Annotated in this window: 15 protein-coding genes; 4 read left to right on the top strand and 11 right to left on the bottom strand. The window is 57.6% G+C overall.

Annotated elements, in window-relative coordinates:
• Positions 1 to 9 precede the first annotated feature (9 nt).
• The 9 genes from B9Z51_RS15050 to B9Z51_RS15015 all read right to left on the bottom strand — a co-directional run bounded on the left by B9Z51_RS15050 (position 10) and on the right by B9Z51_RS15015 (position 11,914).
• Complete coding sequence (locus B9Z51_RS15050; protein WP_108375908.1) at positions 10 to 1,338, bottom strand: cation:proton antiporter; 1,329 nt, start codon at positions 1,336 to 1,338, stop codon at positions 10 to 12.
• 30 nt (positions 1,339 to 1,368) lie between these two features.
• The gene (gene pncB, locus B9Z51_RS15045; RefSeq protein ID WP_108375907.1) at positions 1,369 to 2,553 is read right to left on the bottom strand and encodes a nicotinate phosphoribosyltransferase; all 1,185 of its coding nucleotides are present in this window, start codon (positions 2,551 to 2,553) and stop codon (positions 1,369 to 1,371) included.
• Between the two features lie 165 nt (positions 2,554 to 2,718).
• A complete protein-coding gene (locus tag B9Z51_RS15040) occupies positions 2,719 to 5,700 on the bottom strand; it encodes a DEAD/DEAH box helicase family protein (protein WP_108375906.1) in 2,982 nt (993 codons plus the stop codon).
• Between the two features lie 9 nt (positions 5,701 to 5,709).
• Positions 5,710 to 6,273, bottom strand: coding sequence for a hypothetical protein (locus B9Z51_RS18305; protein ID WP_146187784.1), 564 nt, complete (start codon positions 6,271 to 6,273; stop codon positions 5,710 to 5,712).
• On the bottom strand, positions 6,270 to 7,670 hold the full coding sequence (locus tag B9Z51_RS15035; RefSeq protein WP_108375905.1) for an AAA family ATPase: 1,401 nt from the start codon (positions 7,668 to 7,670) through the stop codon (positions 6,270 to 6,272). Before B9Z51_RS15035 ends, B9Z51_RS18305 begins: the two co-directional genes overlap by 4 nt.
• Before the next feature lie 47 nt (positions 7,671 to 7,717).
• Positions 7,718 to 9,736, bottom strand: coding sequence for a site-specific DNA-methyltransferase (locus B9Z51_RS15030; RefSeq protein WP_108375904.1), 2,019 nt, complete (start codon positions 9,734 to 9,736; stop codon positions 7,718 to 7,720).
• A gap of 65 nt (positions 9,737 to 9,801) precedes the next feature.
• Positions 9,802 to 10,539, bottom strand: coding sequence for a nitroreductase (locus tag B9Z51_RS15025; RefSeq protein WP_108375903.1), 738 nt, complete (start codon positions 10,537 to 10,539; stop codon positions 9,802 to 9,804).
• Positions 10,536 to 10,988, bottom strand: coding sequence for a thioesterase family protein (locus tag B9Z51_RS15020; protein WP_108375902.1), 453 nt, complete (start codon positions 10,986 to 10,988; stop codon positions 10,536 to 10,538). Before B9Z51_RS15020 ends, B9Z51_RS15025 begins: the two co-directional genes overlap by 4 nt.
• Positions 10,985 to 11,914, bottom strand: a complete 930-nt coding sequence (locus tag B9Z51_RS15015; protein ID WP_108375901.1) for a histone deacetylase — start codon at positions 11,912 to 11,914, stop codon at positions 10,985 to 10,987. Before B9Z51_RS15015 ends, B9Z51_RS15020 begins: the two co-directional genes overlap by 4 nt.
• A 195-nt stretch (positions 11,915 to 12,109) precedes the next feature.
• On the opposite strand from B9Z51_RS15015, the gene B9Z51_RS15010 reads away from it, so the two are divergent.
• Positions 12,110 to 12,643, top strand: coding sequence for a phasin family protein (locus tag B9Z51_RS15010; protein ID WP_108375900.1), 534 nt, complete (start codon positions 12,110 to 12,112; stop codon positions 12,641 to 12,643).
• 328 nt (positions 12,644 to 12,971) lie between these two features.
• Here B9Z51_RS15010 and B9Z51_RS15005 read toward each other — a convergent pair whose 3' ends face one another.
• Positions 12,972 to 14,606, bottom strand: a complete 1,635-nt coding sequence (locus B9Z51_RS15005) for an iron ABC transporter permease (RefSeq protein WP_108375899.1) — start codon at positions 14,604 to 14,606, stop codon at positions 12,972 to 12,974.
• A 95-nt stretch (positions 14,607 to 14,701) separates the two neighbouring features.
• Between B9Z51_RS15005 and B9Z51_RS15000 the strand changes: the two genes are divergently transcribed.
• The gene (locus tag B9Z51_RS15000; RefSeq protein ID WP_108375898.1) at positions 14,702 to 15,790 is read left to right on the top strand and encodes an ABC transporter ATP-binding protein; all 1,089 of its coding nucleotides are present in this window, start codon (positions 14,702 to 14,704) and stop codon (positions 15,788 to 15,790) included.
• Positions 15,791 to 15,974: 184 nt separating this feature from the next.
• Here B9Z51_RS15000 and B9Z51_RS14995 read toward each other — a convergent pair whose 3' ends face one another.
• Positions 15,975 to 16,895: a patatin-like phospholipase family protein gene (locus B9Z51_RS14995; RefSeq protein WP_108375897.1), complete on the bottom strand. Its 921-nt coding sequence runs from the start codon at positions 16,893 to 16,895 to the stop codon at positions 15,975 to 15,977.
• Between the two features lie 141 nt (positions 16,896 to 17,036).
• Between B9Z51_RS14995 and B9Z51_RS14990 the strand changes: the two genes are divergently transcribed.
• Both B9Z51_RS14990 and B9Z51_RS14985 read left to right on the top strand, forming a co-directional pair.
• Complete coding sequence (locus tag B9Z51_RS14990; protein WP_199227546.1) at positions 17,037 to 18,080, top strand: extracellular solute-binding protein; 1,044 nt, start codon at positions 17,037 to 17,039, stop codon at positions 18,078 to 18,080.
• Positions 18,081 to 18,201: 121 nt separating this feature from the next.
• Positions 18,202 to 20,484 carry a TonB-dependent siderophore receptor gene (locus tag B9Z51_RS14985; protein WP_108376051.1) on the top strand — a complete coding sequence of 761 codons (2,283 nt, stop codon included), beginning with the start codon at positions 18,202 to 18,204 and terminating at the stop codon, positions 20,482 to 20,484.
• Positions 20,485 to 20,486 lie beyond the last annotated feature (2 nt).

Below are 20,486 nucleotides of genomic sequence, written 5' to 3'. Positions count from 1 at the left end.
CTCTTTCATTCATTCCAAAATACCCAGCTTGCGCGACCACCAGGGTGTGATGGCGGGCAGAAGCGTCAGCGTCCAGATGACCACCCAGGCGGTCAGCGGCATGAGTTGCGTCATCTGCGGAAACTGGGCCACCGTCATCACCGCCAGCACCACCGGGATCACCCCCGTCTCGCGCACGGCGCACAAAAACAATTTTTCTTTGAAACTGATGCGGGTGGGCAGCAGCGAGACCATCACCGCCACCGGACGGGCCACCAGCATGAACAGCAGGGCCACTGCCAAGCCCAGCCCGGCGGTGTTGACCAAGTCAGGCAAGGCTACAAAAGGCCCGACCATCATGAAGATGGTGGGTTTGGCGATGCTCTCGATCTTGGTTTCCATGCTGTGGATCAGCGAATGGAAGGCCTTGGAGCCGCGGTTGAAGTTGCCCAGCAAGCCCGCGATGAAGGCGGCCAGAAAACCATTGCCGTGGATGAGCTGCGCGAACATGAAGGTCACCAGCGGCCCGGCGAGGGCAATGGCAAAGTCGTACATCGGCTCGTCGGCCCCGCTCGCATGGTGCGTGGCCTTATAGCAATCAAAGCCGTACATGCAAAGCCACCCCACGATGCCCGCCACCGTGCCCCACCAAAACTGCTGCCCCAAAAGCATCAGGTTGTCGGCGCTGAAAAGTCCACCCGCCAGGCCGCCCATGTTGTCCAGCTTCATGCCGCCCAGCACCATGGCCGCGATGGCCGAGGTGAAGATGGCGCCCACCGCGTCGTTGAGCGCACTCTCGGCCACGGCCATGTCCGAGACGCGGCGGTACTCGGGTTTGATGGTCAACTGTTTGAGCGTCGGGATCAGGGCCGCCGGATCGGTCGAGCCCAAAATGGCCGCCAACAGGGCGGCCGTGTTGCCCGCCAACCCCAGCGCCAGCAGCAGTGCGTAGGTGATGAAAAACGTGATCAAGTAGCCCACCACTGCGATCATGAGGGTCGGGAAAGCGATCTTCACAAAGGCTTTGCGGTCGATTTCGTCGCCACCGGACTTGAGGATGACCGCCGCCAGCGCGGTGCAGACCACCACCGCCAAAGCCAGCTCCACCGACAGGGGCGCCAGCGCGTCGTGCAGCACGATGCCGATCAGCAGTTGTATGGTGAAGCTCGGAAAAACCGTGCCCTCGGCCACTTTGCTGCAGGCCCAGCCAAAACCCAAAAACAGACTCAAGCACCACAAAGTGGAGGCGATGGCGGTCTCGGTGCCGCCCAGCTGCGCGATGCGCTGCAGCAGCCAAGGCGCTAGCGCGTTGAGCACAGCGGCGATGACGAACAGGACGGCGATTTTGAGGTAGTTCATGTGAAGCTCTGGGGGCTGACTCAAGATGGCTCAGGCCGTCTGGTCGATCTCAAACACCTGCTTGAGGTAGGCCAGGTATTTTTCGTCATCGCACATGCCTTTGCCCGGCGTGTCTGACAACTTGGCGACGGGCTGGCCGTTGCAGCGGGTCATCTTGATGACAATTTGCAGCGGCTCGTAGCCCAGATCGTTGGTCAGGTTGGTGCCCACGCCAAAAGCCAGCTGGCAGCGCCCCCGGAACTGCTGGTACAGCTCGATGGTGCGCGGAATCGTCAGGCTGTCGCTGAAGATCAGGGTTTTGGTTTTGGGGTCCACCCGGTTGAGCTGGTAGTGGGCGATCATGCGTTCACCCCAGCTGAACGGGTCACCACTGTCGTGCCGTGCGCCATCGAACAGCTTGCAAAAGTACATGTCGAAGTCGCGCAGGAAGGCGTTGAAACCGTACACATCGGACAGGGCAATGCCCAGGTCGCCCCGGTATTCCTTGGCCCAGGACTCAAAGGCAAACACCTGGCTGTCCCGCAAGCGTGGCCCCAGCGCTTGCGCGGCCTGCAAATACTCGTGCGCCATGGTGCCCAGGGGGGTCAAACCCAGCAGGTAGGCGTAATAGACATTGCTGGTGCCCGCAAACTGCCCCTCGGGGCCTGTGCCCAGACGGGCCGACAAGACGCGCAGCACCTCTTCGTGCCAGGCCCGTGAAAAGCGGCGGCGTGTGCCGTAATCGGCAATCTTGAGGGTCTCCAGGCCAGTGCCCTGCAATTGAGCGATCTTCTGATCCACCCTGCGCCGCCCCTCCATCAGGTCGGGCACTTTCTGGGTGTTGCGGAAATACACCTCGTTGACGATGGCCAGCACCGGGATTTCAAACAAGATGGTGTGCAGCCAAGGGCCCTGAATGGTGATGTCGATCTCACCCGAGGGCAAGGCCGTGACCTGGATGTATTTCTCGTTGAGCTTGAACAAGCCCAGAAAGTCCACAAAGTCGCTTTTGATAAAACGCAGTGAACCCAGATAGTCCAACTCCGACTCGGTGAAGGTCAAGTTGCACAGCGAACGAATTTCCTGCCGGATCTCGTTGACAAAAGGGGCCAAAGGTATGCCCGGGTTGCGGCACTTGAATTTGTACTCGACCTGCGCACCCGGAAACTGGTGCAGCACGACCTGCATCATGGTGAACTTGTAGAGGTCGGTGTCGAGCAGACTGGTGATGATCATGGCGAATTTTGGCCCCCAAAAAGGACAAAGGCAGCGCGAAGGGCAAGAGCTTGGATGTTAAGGCAAAGGAACAGGCTCAAGCCTGCGGGTAAACATGCGTTTCGTGATTCAAAGCACCCGGCCAGCCCTGGCGTCAGCCCGAAGGCTCTCCAAAATGATGGACGCTTAATCTCTGGCGCCACCGATGGCGGGATCAATCTCTATCATGAGCTGAGCCAAAGTGTCTTGATTGATCTTGGTCTTGTAATGCACATCAACGCCATGCTGTTTCAACGCAGCAAAGAAATGCTTGGCGCTGTCGATCTTCCATCGTTCCGGGTCAGGGATTTCTTGCAGGTTGTCATAGCCTTTGGTTTCAACCACCAAATACAAGGCTTGAGCCTGTCCTTCTTGCTCAATCACGTAGCCAAAATCCGGGTTGTAATTCCCCAGCGGCGTTGGAATATTGATCTTGGGCAGCTTGGCAAACACCGTGATCCGCTGGTGATTGGATTCATCGACCGTGTAGCGCTCAATCTGACTGTCCACCGGCATCCATGGCTCTTTGTACAAGGACCGCTCCCGCACCGCCGGATTGACCACGTCATGCGCCTCCACACCACAAAGCGACAAAGGAATGGTCTTGAGCAACTGGCCATTTTTGTCGGTCAAAGAGGTTTGCACCCGGATCTCGCGCAAGTCGTAGCAAAGTTTGTTCACCACCAGCGCATGAATGCACTTTTGAATCAAATCTCGAAGGCTGAGCAAGGCGCGATTTTCGTTGTCCTTGATCTTCGCAAACTTGTCGGCGGGCATGCGACACAAAATGTCACTGACCGTGTGCATGGACAGGCGCGTCATATTGGCCAGCTCGCGCACAAACTGAGCCAACGTGTAAACCGAATGCGGCTTGATCGTGTATTCGCCTTGCGTTGCCGTCGCTTGGTGCAGGTTTTGCACCCCTGAAGTCGTGGTGACAGTGACAGACAAAGCCCGCACATTGAAGTTGCGTTCAATGCTGGCCAGAACATTCAATTTGAGCTGCTCCGTGTCCAGCTCGTAGCGCAGCACCGCATGACGGTTCAGGTTCTGCCACAGGTGTTTGAACTTCTGATATTGACCGGGGTTGATCGTCAATACAGGTGTTTGTTTGTTCTTTTTGGCTTTGACTTGCCCTGCCCCATCAAAGTACAAATCCAGATAACGCAGCATGTTCTGCACATTTTCTGGCGTCATGCCTGTCACTTTGTTCAGTGCCGCCACAATCACCTCGCGCTGAGCCTGGTACTGCGGACGTTGCCAAAGTACCGTGGCCTGCCCCGACATGTCATCCAGCGCAATCAGGCCCAAACCCGCCAAGGCATCCAACACCTTGTTGGCCTGGCGCGTGCTCGCCGCCACGCCAAATTCGGCCAAAACGGCATCGTCAAACACGCCCGCCACACGCTTGACACTGTGCTCAGTGATCTCGCTTTGAATAGCCCGAACAAAATCGCCCTCGCTGGCGGGCACCACCACCACCAAATCGTTGATCTCGTCAAACGCGGCATCGTCAGAATGCACCCGCTCCAGCCTCTGGTTCACTGCCAAGCGCAAACCCCGGCCAATTTGTTGCAGCTTGGTGATCTTGGAGTTACTGGGGGCCAGCTTGCACAGGGTGAACACATTGGGGTTGTCCCAACCCTCTTGCAACGCCCACATCGAAAAGATGAAGCGCAAGTCGGTGTCGAAAGACAACAGCTTTTCTTTCTCCTGCAAGATCAGCTTGATGGCTTCCTCTTCACCCTTCTCGCTGTGCGAGCGGGCAAAGTACCCTTTGTGAACCTTGCCCACATCCTCTGCCGTGCGCTCCAGATAAGCACGGTAATCCGGGTCCAGATCGGCATCGGCCAATACCTTGGCCAATTCAGCCTTGTAATGGCGCTCAAACGTTTCGCGCAACACGGCGGGCCGTTGCCCATCTGGCAAATATTTGGCCACCGCATCAATGAAAAACAAACTGATGGCCTTGATGCCGCGCTTGAACAAGGCCTGTTCCCGCTCAAAGTGGTTGGCCACCGTGCACTGGATCAACAGCGACTGCACCTCATCGGCCAGCATGCCGTAAGCCGTGGCCTCGCCCAGCGGCAAGGCAAAGCCATTGGTGAACACCAGCTCCTTGGTCGTCACGCTCTCCACCACATGACCATCCAGATAAGCCAGACCGGTTTTTTCGCCCAAGTTGTCTTTGGCTTTGAGCTCTGTGGTGGCAGCTTTGCCCGCGGCTGTCTGGTAACTCACATGCCCCAAACGCTCTTTGGCGGTGCCCGTGACTTGCTGCAAACACAGGGTTTGCGCCATCGTGGACCCAGTGCCCACGGTATCTACTGTGATGCCTTTGACCAGCCGCTGGCGAAAAGCCTCCAGACTGTCCAGTGTGTAAACCAGGTTTTTGAACTCGTCACGTTTGTAAGTGGCCCCAAACCGGATGGTGAGAAGTGGGTTGAACTTGGGCAAATACTCTTTGACCACCTTGCCGTCAAAGCGGTGCGGCTCGTCAATGATCAGCACGGGCCGAATGGCGGCCAGTGCCTCCATGTAGCTTTTGGCCTGGCCAAAAAGGTTGGACTCCACCCCGCGCTTGTTGATGATCCGGCCATCCCCTGCAAACGACTGGTATGTGGCCACCATGACCGAAATACCCATGTTGGCCGCGTGAATGAAGCCCTTTACCGTCTTGTCAGAGTAATTGAAGACATTGATCTTCTGGTTGTTGTATTCCTTGGCAAAAAAATCCGCGGTGGACTGCAAGCTCTTGACCGTGCCCTGCCGAATGGCATTGCTGGGCACCAGCACGATGAACTTGGACAGCTGGTATTTCTGGTGCAGCCGGTGAATCGTCTCGATGAAGGTGAAGGTCTTGCCCGTACCCGTCTCCATCAACACATCCAGGGACAAAGCGGGCGTCACTGAACCTGCCACCGTCACCTCACCCGCCTGCACATGGTTTTCGGTCCGTATCCGCTCAATGTTGGCGAGAATCGTCTTGGACGCCTCATGCGCCACATAAGTCGGATTGGCATGAACACTCTTGGGCGCAACAAAGCGCACATCGGCAAACACCTCAAAAATGCTGTTCACCGCTTGGGCCTGGTACGCCAAGCGGGTGTATTGGAATTGGGCGGTCATGCTACTGACTCAAACCTTGATCAGTACAGCTTTTACAGGCAGTGAGCCCCGTGAACGCGGAAAGTCCATGTGCCGACAATCAGGATGAATACCATTTGAACTCCAAGATGGCAAACCGGGCGTGCTGCCGAGCTTGAGTGCAAACGGGGTTGAACTCACCGTGACAGCAGAAAACTCAGGCTTTGGTGGATTTGCTTGACCCACGCAAACCATGTGATGCAGAAACTGGCAGAACGCCAGCGATGCGCCCAGTTGTGCACGTGCACCGGCCGAATTTCCACTTTTTAGCTCGACGAGTAGAAACTGGGGAACTCCTTTGCTCTTGTTCCAAGCAACCACAATGCGGTCGCAGCGACGATGCGCAAATCGATGAGAACCTCTGAAGCATGGCCAGTCTGTCTTCATCCCCTCTAGCTTGATCGCTTCGTGACCGCCTAATCCGCTTACATTCAATCCAAACGGTTTTTGATCTTTCTCTTCGATCACAAAATGACCTCCAACATTTTTGCGGCCATCTCTGAGTGGCGGGTTAAGCACTTCTCGCAGCGTTTCAAAATATTCGTTTTCTGTCATACCTTGCCCTTGCGCGCCTTGAGCACCTTTTGCTCAGGTTCAGCTGGTCTTGCCTCCTGCACTGCAAAGTAAATATCTTGTGCCGCTGCGTTGAGTTGCTCAATGCTTTCGTCAAACAACGGGGTACGGATGCCACTGCCCACATCAACAGACATAGCTTCGACACCGCCAGAATGGAATTCGTAAGCGTGGACCTTATCGGCTGGCAGCCACTGCGAACTGCTCAGCCCATGACGCTTCGAAAGCGCATCCCGCCCAGGAAAATCTTCGCTAAGCATCACAAGGTTGCCCCATTCACGAACCATATAGTCGGAATGGGTGCTAACGACCACACGAATACCGCGATTAACCAACTCAGCCAGCAAGCGGGCAATATTGCGCTGGTTCAGCGGATGAAGGTTCAACTCTGGTTCGTCGATCATCAAACAATCCCCCGGCTGCGCCAAATGATTGAGATACGACCAAAGTCCAAAGAAAGTTTTAGCAGTTGACGAACCCAAGTGCAAACCTAACTCCGTCTTACTGCGCAAGGGCGCAATGCTGATATCGCCGTAACGATCGACCTTGTACTTCACCCTCAAAACTTCTTTTTGCAACCAAGCGGCCAAATCTGCAAAATTTTCACTGGTCTGGCGTTTTATTTCTGGCTGCGCATTCATGAATTCAATGTAGTCATGAATCGGCTGCGGATACCGTGAAACGATGATGTCCTTGAGCAGCTCGTTGGTATCGAGCGTTTGGCTAGTGACATGACGCAGCAAAGCGGCCCGCCGCGAATTCAGCTCGCGAAAAAACAAGTTAATCCCTGTACGCTCCGCAGGCAACAACAAGGCACGCCCCTGACGAATCGGACAGTAAAGCGCCATCAATGCGTTGTTAATCACTCGCTCCACGGCTGCAATGTTTGGCCAGTCACCATACAAGATAAGCCCAATGCGTTTGCCACTGAATTCACCTCTCAGCCCCATTGGTTTCTTTTGTGATGAGTTGGTGGACTCCCCATACGAAAGTTCGAAATTAACCACACTTGCCTCGATTTCAGACAAGGACAGTGAAACTTCAAAAATGGCGTCGTCTGTCAGGCCGCTGTCTGCCACAAAAAATCTAGCAAGTGAGCTTTTCAGACCTTGAGAGATGTTCTTTTGTGCGAGTTTGAGCGCATCTTCCCCCAGCCAAGACTCTCGATCAATCAGCAATCGACCCTGTTCAAGCAACAATTTGGCGTTGTGTTTTGCCCAATCAAAAGAGGCAACAAAACGTGAGTCCATCAAAGCGTTAAGCACATACAGGCCATAGGTCTTGCCCGTGTTGTTGCTTCCGCAAAAGATGGTAAGCGGTTTGGGCTCGATTTCGATGCGCTTTTTAATGGCACCAAAATTTTCAATGGCAATTTTCATATTTCACCTCGTATGGTGTTGTTTACTGCGGCTTCGTCCATGGTCGGTCAACCCCGTAAGCGCAGCTTGTCTTCCGACAGACCCAGCGTTTCGAGCAAGGTTTTGAGGCCCAGCAAGAAATTGTTGTCTTGCACCCAGGGCGCATACACGCTCAGGTGCTGCACCGGGGTGCCAGCGGCCTTGAGTTGGGTCAATGCTTGGCGCAGGTCTTCGGTGTCCACCGCCTGCAAGATGATGAGCACATCAGCTGCGCGGTACAGCGCTTGCGGGTGCTGCTCGGCTTGCACGGCCTCAATGCGGGTGGACAAGGGCAGGCCCTCGGCCAGCAGCAGGTTGTAAAGGATACGCGGAAGTTGTTCAGGCTGAGGCGTGGCGATGGTGGTTTGCAGCTTGACCAAGTCGGCCTGCGTGGCCTCGGCCAGCGGCTTTTGCAAGATCAGGGCATCGGGGTCGTCGGTCAGCTCGAACACGCGAAAACCCGTGTCCAAATGGGTGGGATCGGTCGCCAAGTCGGTTTTTCGGTCGGCCTGCAACTTGGCTCCGGCTCGGCGGATGCGCTCGGCGGTGATTTCAAAAATCGTGGCCTCGGGTCTGCCCAAGGTGTCGGTCACGAAGCTGTGGGCTTCTTTTTGTTTCTTGGGGTCGATGGTCTGGGGGATTTGAACGAGAATGAAACGCCGACAACCGCTATCCAACGCGTTTTGCAACATCACAGCATGAGCTGTGGTCCCTGAGCCAGCGAAGAAATCCAGAACTATGCAATTGGCATCGTTAGGATCAGTTGCCATTTCGACAAACTTGTTAAGTACCGTTTCGTCCTTGGGAAATTCAAAAACATTCCCATTCATCATGCGTGTCAACCGCTCAGAAGCTGAGCGTGCCGGTTGGTAATGCACACTGGGCGGTGTAATGGTGTCGGTTTCATGAAGATATCGACGAATCATGACACTCGAATCTGTAATAAACGAGACACGGCCCTCATCAACTAAACGATTGAATTCAGTTTGATCAAACCCCCAGCCGCGATTTTTTCTCAGCGGTAATACTTGGTTATTTTGGGGATTAATCAAATCAAACTTTCTTCCTCCTGGCGCTGTCGGATCGTCCTCTTTGTATGCACCTCTCTCATCAACATAGCGAAAGCGGCGCAACGCAAATGAAGGTTTAGCTTTCATTGCTCTGAACCAGCCCGCAAGTTCTTTGGAAATGGTTTCAAAGTCCGAACCATGCAATTTTTTTAATCGCTTGACCTCAGCAAATACTGGTTCTGCACCTTCTTTTTTGAGGCTCCATTCGCGAGGCAGTTCACTACGGTTTTGAGCATAGACCAAAACATATTCATGAACGGTTCCGACTTGACGTGCATCGTTCTTGTTGGCTCCCTCCCAGACAATCTCTGCTACAAAATTCTCCTGCCCAAACACCTCATCACACAACAACTTCAACTGCGCCTGTTCATTGTCGTCAATCGAGATGAAGATCACGCCATCTTCACGCAGCAGGTCTTTGGCCAGCAGCAGACGCGGGTACATGAAGCTCAACCAGCCGCTGTGCGTGCGGGCACCGTAGATGTTTTTGATGTAGTCGATGTTGTCGGCGCTGTATCCCAGCTGTTTGAGAACCTCGTTTTGCTTCGCGCTGAAATCGTCTCGATAGATGAACGTATCGTTTTGCGTGTTGTAAGGCGGGTCAATGTAGATCAGTTTGACCTTGCCAAAGTAGCTTTGGCGCAGCAGACGCAGCGCATCAAGATTGTCGCCTTTGATGAGCAGGTTGCCGGTGGTGTCCCAGTCTTGGCTGTCAGCATGCAAGGGTTTCAAAATTTTCTGCGGCGGCACAAAAGCGGTGTGATACGCCTCGCGCTTGCCCACCCAGCGCAGTTCATAGCCGTCTTCTTCGACCCGAATGCCTTCGGGGTTGACCGGGTCCAGCGCTTGCTGGATGGCGGCGGCGTTCACACGCACGCTGCCATCAGGGGCTGTTTCAATGGCTTGCGGGAACAATTCGCGCAGCAGTTCCAGTTTTTGAGCGGCGGGGCTGGGGGCTGTGAAGATGGGGTGGCTCATGGGGAACTCAAAAAAGGGAACTTGGCACAGCGGCAGGCCTGCGCCGGATCGTCAAACGCAACGGTTCAGTCCACCCAGTGGGTGAAGTCTTGCGCGGCCACACGGGTGGTCTGAAAGGTGTTGACCACGGCCGCTTCGTCGGCATAGCCCAGCGACATGCCGCAGACCACCATTTCGTTGTCGCCCGCGCCCACCAGCGGCAAGATGATGTTGGAGAAATTGTTCCACGCCGCCTGTGGGCAGGTGTGCAGGCCACGCGAACGGGCTGCGATCATGAGGGTTTGCAGGAACATGCCGTAGTCGAGCAAGCTGCCCCGGCCCATGACTTTGTCGATGGTGAAGATCAGGCCCACCGGTGCGTCAAAGAAGCGGAAGTTCTTTTGGTGCTGTTCGTGCATGCGGTCTTTGTCGCCTTTGCCTATGCCCAGCACGCCATACAGGCCAAAGCCGCACTCGCGGCGGCGGTCGATGAAGGGGCTGACCCATTTTTCGGGGTAGTAGTCATAGGACTCGGCGTATTCAGCTGCCAAGGCGGGGTTGGCACTCATGGCGTCGTGTGCAGCGCAGGTCTTGGTCACCAGTTCTTCCAGCTTGGCGCCTTGCAGCACATACACCTTCCAGGGTTGGGTGTTGGTGCCGCTGGGCGCGCGGGCCGCGATGTCCAGGATGTCCTGCAACACGCTGCGATCGACCGGTTTGGGCAAATAGGCGCGCGCCGAGAAACGGCTGAGGATGGCGGCGTCCACGCTGGCCGGGTCGTTCACGCGGGTGCTGACTTGTTGGGTGATGGTGGGGGTGCTCATGTCAAAGTCTCCAAAAAAGTTTTCAATTCGGGTGGCAGGGGTACTGGACGGCGGGTTTCACGGTCTACGTACACATGCACAAAGTGGCCCCGGGCGGCGCTCATCTCTTCGCCTTGGGCGAACAGACCGACCTCGTAACGCACGCTCGATGTACCGAGCTTGGCCACACGGATACCGGCGTCAATGGTTTGCGGGAAAGCCAGGGGGGCAAAGTAGAAACATTGGGTTTCCACCACCAGGCCAATGGTCGAGCCCGCGTGGATGTCGAGCACGCCTTTTTCAATCAGTGTGGCGTTCACGGCGGTGTCGAACCAGCTGTAATACACCACGTTGTTCACATGACCGTACACATCGTTGTCCATCCAGCGGGTGCTGATGGCGCGAAACGCCTTGTAGCTGCTGCGGGCATCGGCCTGGGGTTTCAAGGGGGGCGTGGCAGGGGTGTTCATCGCCCGAGATTGTGCCAGCGTTGCCAATACCCCAGCGCCACCGCCCAGGTCTGTACTTGCACCTGCACCGTGGTTTCAATGTCATGACCGTAACCTCCGCCCATGCACAGCACCACGGACAGGCGCCGCTGCCAGGCCCAGTCCATGACGACTCGGTCGCGCGCCTGCATGCCGTCTGCGCTCAGTTTCAGCCGCCCCAAGCGGTCCCCCTCGTGCGGGTCAGCCCCGGCCAGATAAATCACCAGATGCGGATCAAAGCGGTCTTGCAGGGTTTGCAGTGCCTGGTGCAGCGCTTCCAGATAAGGCGCATCGGTGCAGCCGTCGGGCAGGCCCACATCCAGATCACTCATTTCTTTGCGAAACGGAAAGTTCTTCTCACCGTGCAGCGACAAGGTGAACACACTGGGATCTTTGGCGAAGATGTGCGCCGTACCGTTGCCCTGGTGCACATCCAGGTCAATCACTGCCACATGCAGGACTTGACGCCGGTGTCGCCACGCCTCGGCCTGCATGAGCCGGGCCGTGACTGCGATGTCATTGAAGACGCAAAAGCCGCCACCTTTGTGGGCATAGGCATGGTGGGTGCCGCCCGCCAGATTGCCAGCGACGCCCTGCACCAGGGCATCTCGCGCAGCAGCCACCGAAGCCCCTACAGAACGACGTGCGCGCTCTGCCATGGCCACACTCCATGGAAAACCGATTTCTCTTTGCAGCGCAGCGTCCAGACTGCCATGGGCCACGCCCCGGATGTAGTCCGGCGTGTGCACCAGCGCCAGCTCGCCATCGCTGGCCGTCGGCGCTTCGCGCATGACGACACGTGGCAGCTCTTGCGTAAGTCGGTCACGCAAGCGGCTGTACTTGTGCATCGGAAAACGGTGTCCTTCGGGCAAGGGCAAAACAAAGTGATCGGCGTAATAGGCGTGCATGTCAATTCGGTGGCAATCGATCGATTCTAGAAAATGCTCTCTAAATTGGATTCAAAAGGGTTCAATCCCCTTGCATGAATCGCTAGAACCCCTAAAATCAAAACCATGCTGCACTGCAACAAAGTTGTACGGCCCAGGCCAGTTTCGGCGCAGTCACTTGAAACCTTTTTTTGAAACCTTGATCTGGAGATTCTCATGATGACCGCTGAACAAATCGTCGCTTCGCACAAAGCCAATGTTGAAACCCTGTTTGGTCTGACCGCCAAAGCCTTCGAAGGCGTGGAAAAACTGGTCGAGTTGAACCTGACTGCCGCCAAAGCAGCCCTGGACGAATCGTCCAGCAACACCCAAGCCGCTCTGAGCGTGAAAGATGCCCAAGAGTTGGTGGCCATGCAAGCCAGCCTGTTCCAGCCTTTGGCTGAAAAAACCGCCGCTTACAGCCGCCACTTGTACGACATCGCAACCGGCACCGGTGGCGAATTCACCAAAGCGTTCGAAGCCCAAGCCGCTGCTGCACAACAGCAATTCGCTTCTTTGGTTGACAGCGCCGCCTCCAACGCCCCAGCTGGCTCCGAGCAAGCTGTGGCCATGATGAAGGGTGCCGTGACTGCCGCCAACAGCGCATTCGAAACCGTGCAAAAAGCGGTCAAGCAAGCCACCGATCTGGCCGAGTCCAACCTGGCGGCCGTGACCCAAACTGCTGCCCCTAAAGCTGCCAAGAAGAAGTGATTTTCACGACAGACAGGTTTTGCAAGGATCTGTCTGCTGTTTTTGCAAGTTGTCTCCTCGGATCTCTTTGAATTTCATCTGGGAAACAGGGATCCCTTCAAGGGCTGATCGCAAGATCAGCCCTTTTTTTATGGGCCGCAGAGCATGGAGGCGAGCAGGCTGGCCCATCCCACAAGACATGCCCTTTGCCCAGGCCTCGAAAGCCGATCATGGCTTGCTGTGCATGGACATGTCTGCATCAAGGCGACATTCAAATAGACAATTGCAAGCGACGGCTGACTGTAGGGTGACCGAAAAGCACAGGTGGCACCCTCCGTGCCATCGCGTTTCATTTCAGAGGCTGGCGCAAGGTACGGCTGAGCAAGATGACGGGAATCAAGCCCACCAGCACCAGTGCAAGCGAGGGCAAGGCGGCTTCTCCCAGGCGCTCGTCACGCGCCAATTGGTAGGCCACCACGGCCAGGGTGTCGCTGTTGAACGGGCGCAGCACCATGGTGGCGGGCAGCTCCTTCATCACGTCGACAAACACCAGCAACACGGCCGCCAGGGTCGTGCGCTTGAGCAGCGGCGCATGCACACGGCGCAGCAAGCCCCAGCCGGTCACCCCGAGCATGCGGGCCGAATCGTCCAGACTGACCGGAATGCGAGCGTAACCACTTTGTACCGACTGCAAGGCCACCGCACAAAAGCGCACCAGATAGGCCCACACCAGCCCCAATGCGGTGGCTGTGACCCAGGCGCCGGCCTTTGAGGCGGGCCAGGTGTGCTGAATCCAGCCTACCGGCAAGAGCAAGCCCACCACCACCACGGCCCCCGGAATGGCATAGCCCAGACCCACCAAACCGATGGCGGTGCGACTCAGGGCATCGGCACGGGTGCGAACGCTGAAGGCCAACGCCAGCGCCACGCCCACGGCCAGCACAGCGGTGAAAGCCCCCAAGCGCAAGCTGGTGAAGGCCCATTGGCCAAAGCGAGCCCAGGGCAGCTCGGTGGCTTCACCCAACATGGCGTGGCACAAAATGAGCACTGGCAGCGCAAAACCCAACAGCACGGGTACACCGCACAAGCACCATGCCAGCACACGCGCCCCGCCGACCAGTTGCACGGGTTGCGCCTCGGCCGAGCCCTGACGGCTGCCTCGGGCCTGATTGAAGCGCATGCGCTTTTGGGCACGCTGCTCAAGCTGTAGCAAAACCACCACCACGGCCAGCAACAAGGTGGCCAGTTGGGCTGCTGCGATGCGGTTGTCCATGGCCAGCCAGGCTTTGTAGATACCGGCCGTGAAGGTTTGGATGCCGAAATAACTGGACACCCCAAAGTCGGCCAGCGTTTCCATGAGGGCCAAGGCCACACCTGCGGCCACGGCGGGGCGCGCCAGCGGCAAGGCGATTTCGCGGATGCGGCGCGGCAGCGGTGCACCCAGCAGGCGGGCCGCTTCCATCAGGCCGCCAGCGCGCTCCACCAGGGCGGTGCGGGCCAGCAAATAGACGTAGGGGTAAAGCGACAAGGTGAACACCAGCGCTGCGCCCCAGACGCTGCGCACGTCAGGCCACAGGCGGCCTTGCAGGCCAAGCAAGTCCCGCAGCGCCATCTGCAAGGGGCCACTGAACTGCAAAAAGTCGGTGTAGGCATAGGCCACCACGTAAGCGGGCATGGCCAGCGGCAACAGCAGGAGCCATTCAAAAGCGCCCCGCCCCGGAAAATCAAACAAGGTCACCAGCGCCGCGGTGGACAGACCCAGCACCGTCACACCCACGGCCACCATGAGGCACAGACCCAGCGAAGTGAGCGCGTAGTCGGGCAATACGGTGCGGGCCATCTCTTGCAAAATCTCAGCGCTTGAGCCGCTCCACTGAAGCCATGAGCCGAGCACGGCCAGCACCGGCAACGCCAGAATCAGGGCCAGCAAGGCGAAGAGCAAAGAGGGAATGCCCGAAAAACCTCGGGCCAAAGTGCGGGACATAGAGCCGCGTATTGTAGAAGCGCCCCAGAACACCGCAGGCCCGGCTCGCCTCCGGGCACCCTCGAGGCAGGCGGCAACCTGCCTACAATCGGGCGATGTTTCTAGCGCTGAGCCAACTCGACATCCAGTATCCGGGCCGCAACACGCCCTCTGTGCAAGGCGTCAACCTGGGTCTGCGCAAGGGCGACATCGGGGTGCTGATCGGGCCTTCGGGCTGCGGCAAAACCACCTTGCTGCGTGCAGTGGCGGGGCTGGAGCCCGTGTCGGGCGGCAAGATCCTGCTGTCGGGCCGGGTGGTCAGTGCACCGGGCCACACCGAGCCGGCCGAGCGCCGCCGCATTGGCATGGTGTTCCAGGATTACGCGCTCTTTCCCCACATGGATGTGGCCCGCAACGTGGGCTTTGGCCTGAACCACCTGCCCCGCGCCGAGCGCCAGCAACGCGTGAGCGAGGTGCTGGCACTGGTGGGCCTGACCGGTGCCGAAAAAAATTTCCCGCATCAACTCTCGGGCGGCCAACAGCAACGCGTGGCCCTGGCCCGGGCGCTGGCCCCCCGCCCTGACTTGCTGCTGCTGGACGAGCCGTTTTCAAACCTTGATGTGGACTTGCGCGAAAGGCTGGCGCATGAGGTGCGCAACATCCTCAAAGCGGCCAACGCCACTGCGCTGCTGGTCACGCACGACCAACTGGAAGCGTTTGCCATCGGCGATGTGATCGGCGTGATGCATCAGGGCCAGTTGCACCAGTGGGACGATGCTTACAGCCTCTACCACCGCCCGGCCACACGCTTTGTGGCCGACTTCATCGGGCACGGTGTGTTCACCCCGGCCACGCTGCGCGAGGTCGGTGGCCAGGTTGTGGTGCAAACCCCCGTGGGCGATTTGAGCGATGTGGCAGAGTGCCCTCTGCCCAGCGCTTTTGAAAGCGGCCAGTGCGATGTGCTGCTGCGCGCCGACGACATCGTGCACGACGACCACGCCCCGGTGAAGGCCGAGATCATCCGCAAATCATTCCGGGGTTCGGAATTTCTTTACACATTGCGCCTGGCCACGGGCGAGCTGTTGATGGCCCATGTGCCGAGCCACCACGACCACAAACTTGGCGAGTGGATTGGCATTCGCGCCGAGGTGGACCATGTGGTGACCTTCAAGCGCTCGGCCCCTGCAGCTCAGCCTGCTCAGTAGATTCCAGCCCTGTTGGGGATCGCCACATCCAACCTTAAGTCTTGAATTCCTGCTCCAAATAAAGTTCGCGCACCTGCTGCAATTGCATCACCGGATCAGAACCTTTTTGAATTTCGACTGGGAAACAAGGATTCTTAACAGGAATTCTTTCAAGGACTGATTGCAAGATCAGCCCTTTTTCATTTCACTGCCCGGCTTCAAAGGCCGCAATGCGGGCCCGCAGCTGCGGCAGCTGGGCTTGCATGGCAGACCGCCCGGCCTCAATGGAGCGGCGACGCACAGTGAAGTCCGCGCTCTTGAAGCCCATCAAAGGGGGACGCACCACAAACTCGGCGTTCTTGAGAGCCAAGCTGTTGATGCTCTTGCCCATGATGGCGAAGGTTTGCAAGAGGATCTGGAAGGTGTCGCCTGATGGATTGCCTTCCGGGTCGCTGGAGATGTCGACCGCGATCACAAAGTTGGCCCCCATCTCACGAGCCTGGTGCACGGGCACGGGGGCGACGAGGCCGCCGTCCACATATTCACGTTCACCAATGCGAACGGGCTGGAACACGGCGGGCACGGCACTGGAAGCGCGAACGGCCGAACCGGTATTCCCCAGCCGGAAGGTCACGGCATTACCGTTCTTGAGATCCGTGGCCACGATGCCCAACGGGATCTTCATCTGCTCAATGAGCTTGCCACCTACTTGGTTGTTGACATACCGCGCCAGCGCCTCGCCTCGCAGAGCCCCCCGATTAACGATGGGCATCATCCAGTCGGTGATCTCGGCCTCTTCCATGGTTTCAGCCACGTGTCGCAACTCCTGGGTGGTTTTGCCGCTGGCATACAGCGCAGCAACCAAACTTCCGGCAGAAGTGCCCACCACCAGACTCGGACGCAAGCCTGCTTCTTCCAGCACCTGGATCACGCCCAAGTGTGCAAAACCGCGTGCCGCGCCGCCGCCCAAGGCCAAACCAATGCGGGCCTGCCGGCGTTCGCGCTGTAGCGCCTGTTCAGGGTTGGCCAACGTTTCCCCTGTCCCACTTTTGCTCATGCTCCCAGGCGCTTGAGACGTAGGCATCACTGTGCTGCACCCCGCCAGGAGGGCGCACGCGAGTGCCATGCAAGCATGGCCCCAGAAGAAAGGTCTCCGTTTGTTGTTCGACGCTGCTGCGGCTTGATTGCGCCTCGAATTCAATTCATTGATAATGATTCGCATTTAGTTTATAATTTTTCCATCAACGATCCAAAGATCATTCAACACATGTCCATTTTGAAAACCGCCGCCCTTGTTGCCACATGCCTGGTTTGCACCTCTGTGCTTGCCCAGGACAAACAACTCAACATTTACTCGGCGCGCCATTATCCGACCGATGAAGCCCTGTACGCTGACTTCACCAAATCCACGGGCATCAAGATCAACCGCGTGGACGCCGACGATGCCGGTATTCTTGCCCGTCTCAAAGCAGAAGGGGCCGCCTCCCCTGCCGATGTCATTTTGCTGGTGGACGCGTCACGTCTGTGGCGTGCCGAAGTGGATGGCTTGTTCCTGCCCATCAAGTCCAGGGTGCTTGAAGAGGCCGTGCCCAGCCAGCTTCACGCCAAGGCTGCCGACAACGGCGGCATTGCGTGGTTTGGCCTGTCCACCCGCGCCCGGGTGGTGGTGTTCGACAAGATCAAATATAAAAAATCGGACTTTGACAGTTACGAAAAGCTGGCCGACCCCAAATACAAAGGCCAGTTGTGCATCCGTTCTGGCTCGCACCCCTACAACCTGAGTCTGTTTGGCGCCATGACAGAGCATTTGGGTGCTGAAAAGACGGAAGCCTGGCTCAAAGGCCTGGTAGACAACATGGCGCGCAGCCCCAAAGGTGGTGACACCGACCAGATCAAGGCTGTGGCTGCGGGCGAATGCGGTGTGGCCGTGACCAATACGTATTACCTGGCCCGCTTGATGCGATCGACCAACCCCGCCGACAAGTCCGTGACTGAAAAGATTGGCGTGGTCTTCCCCAACCAGTCAAGCTGGGGCACACACGTCAACATTGCCGGGGGAGCGGTGGCCAAAAACGCCAAGAACGTGGACAACGCCGTCAAGTTCCTTGAGTACCTGGCCAGCCCTTCGGCGCAGAACCACTTTGCCAACGGCAACAACGAGTGGCCCGTGTCCAAAGGCGTGAGCTTTGACAACCCGGCCCTCAAGGCCATGACCGGGGGCAGCTTCAAGAGCGAGCTGATCCCAATCAGTGCAGTAGGACAGAACCAGATCAAGGTCCAGCAAATGCTCGACCGCGTGGGCTTCAAGTAAAGCCTCGATTTAGACAGCCAGCCATTCACACCGGGACAAGACCCGGGTGGTGATAGCCAGCCATTGAACTTGCCGACAAACCAGGTTTGTCACTTCCTTTCACTCAATGACTCGCATCACCATGACTCAAAGAAACAACCACGTCATCAAAACGCAACCTCCCGCAAAAATGCTGCCTCTGGCTGCCCTGATGCTGGCAAGCTCGCTGTCGAGCCCTCAGCTGGCGGCAGCTCAAGAGGCATCCGCCGAAGGCACCCTCAAAACGGTGACGGTGCGCGATCAGCAGGAGTCACCGACCTCGGCCAAGGAAAATCTGCTGGTCAAGAAAACCGGCATCGCCAAAGGCGATCAGGCCTTGAAGGACATTCCCCAGACCGTCACCGTCATGACCGAAAAGCTCATGAACGACCGCAATCTGGACGACTTGCGCCAAGTGCTGAAAACCACCTCGGGCGTGACTTTTCTGGCGGGCGAAACCGGTGAAGAAGACGTGCGCATGCGCGGTTTTTCACTGCAACAAGCGGGCGACCTTTATGTCGACGGGCTGCGCGACGCACCCTTGGTCGAGCGCGACACCTTCAACCTCGACCGCGTGGAGGTGCTCAAAGGCTCGGCCTCCATGCTGTTTGGCAAAGGCTCCACGGGCGGCGTGGTCAACCAGGTCAACAAACAACCCTTCCTCATGGACCAAAACGAGGTCAACGTGACGGTGGGCAGCGGCAACTCGCGGCGCCTGACCGGCGACTTCAACAAACAGACCGGCGAGAACACAGCCCTGCGCCTCAACGCCATGCTCCATAAAGCCGATAACTGGGGGGCATCGGTCGATAAAAAAGGCGCTGCGGCCAGCTACCGCTGGGGCATCGGTGAACGGGATGAATTCACCACCAGCCTCTACCACCTTGAAACCAACGGCCGTCCCTTGTACAGCCACCCCTGGATGGTGGACAACGGCACATCCATCAATGGTGGCCCGCGCAACAGCGGAGTAAACCCCAGCGGCACGATGGTGCCGGTGCTGGATGCGAAAAATTATTACGGCATGTCCAGCGACCACCTGCGCACCGACTCCACCTATGGCACCTTCGCGCACCAACACCGTTTTGACCAAGACAATGAACTCAAAACCACTGTGCGCATGGGCCACTACAGCCGCGATTTACTGGGCACCCAGGTCGGCTTCAAGCGCCTGACCTCCTTTTCAGGCTTGAACGACAACACGGAACTCAGCCGCAATCCCAAAGCACGCTATGGCGACAGTGATGTGCTGCAAGCGCAAAGCGACTACACCAGCAAATTCCAATGGCTGGGCCATCAACACAGCCTCATCGCAGGTGTTGACTTCAACGATGAAAAAGCCCGTCGCAACAACAACGCCACCGCAGGCTTGACCACACCCTACGACAGCACCCTGGTGGGCACGCCCAACAATGGCGTGGGCATCGTCGATGGTCGGCCGTGGGCGCCCACGCTGTCCTTCAAATCCCAAAATCTGGGCACCTACGTGCAAGACACGGTTCAACTGAACGACACCGTCAAGCTGCAAGGCGGTCTGCGGCTGGAACGTTTTTCGGCCCGGTACACCGATGCCCAAGGCTACAGCGTGGCTCTGGGCAAAACACTGGCCAGTCCACGCATCGGCACTCTGTGGCAGCCCGACCCCAGCACCACTTACTACACATCCTGGGGCACGTCCTACAACACCTCGGGCGACACCTACCTCTATGGCGTGGGTACTCAGCTGAGCCCGACGGTGGTGCAAAACGGCAAGACCGTGGCCAACGCCAACTTGACCACCTTGAACACCCCGCCCGAGAAAAGCCAGAACTTTGAAGTGGGTGGCAAGTGGGAGCTGTTCGAAGGTAAATCCCTGTTGGGCCTGGCTTTTTTCCACTCCGAAAAATACAACGAGCGCAACACCGATGTGGACACAGCAGCCAACCAATACCTGTTGTCCGGCAAGCGCCATGCCACAGGCCTGGAGTTCAACTTCGCGGGTCGTCTCTCGGCGGCCTGGGAGATGTTCTACAACCACACTTGGATTCCAACGGCACGCATCGACGTCAGCAGCGCCACCGGCAACATGGTGCAAGGCGATCGCCCGGGCCTCACGCCCGAGCACAGCGCCAGCTTGTGGAGCACCTACCGCGTGGCCCCCATGTGGCGTGTGGGCGCCGGTTTGAACTACCGAAGCAAACAGACCCCCTTGATCAACTCGACCCTCACCACCGCAGCCTTCACCACCGTCGATGCCATGGTCGAGCACACCCTGTCTGACAACACCGTGCTCAAGTTGAACGTCTCCAACCTGAGCAACCAGCGTTACATCGACCAGGTCTATTCGGGCTTCTACATCCCAGGCACCCCACGTCGCGTGGAACTGAGTCTCAAGACCTTGTTCTGAGG

It is taken from the genome of Limnohabitans sp. T6-5, assembly GCF_003063315.1.
GTDB lineage: Bacteria > Pseudomonadota > Gammaproteobacteria > Burkholderiales > Burkholderiaceae_C > Limnohabitans_A.
Note: the sequence above shows the minus strand (reverse complement) of the source record. Positions and strands in the feature narration are given on the sequence as shown.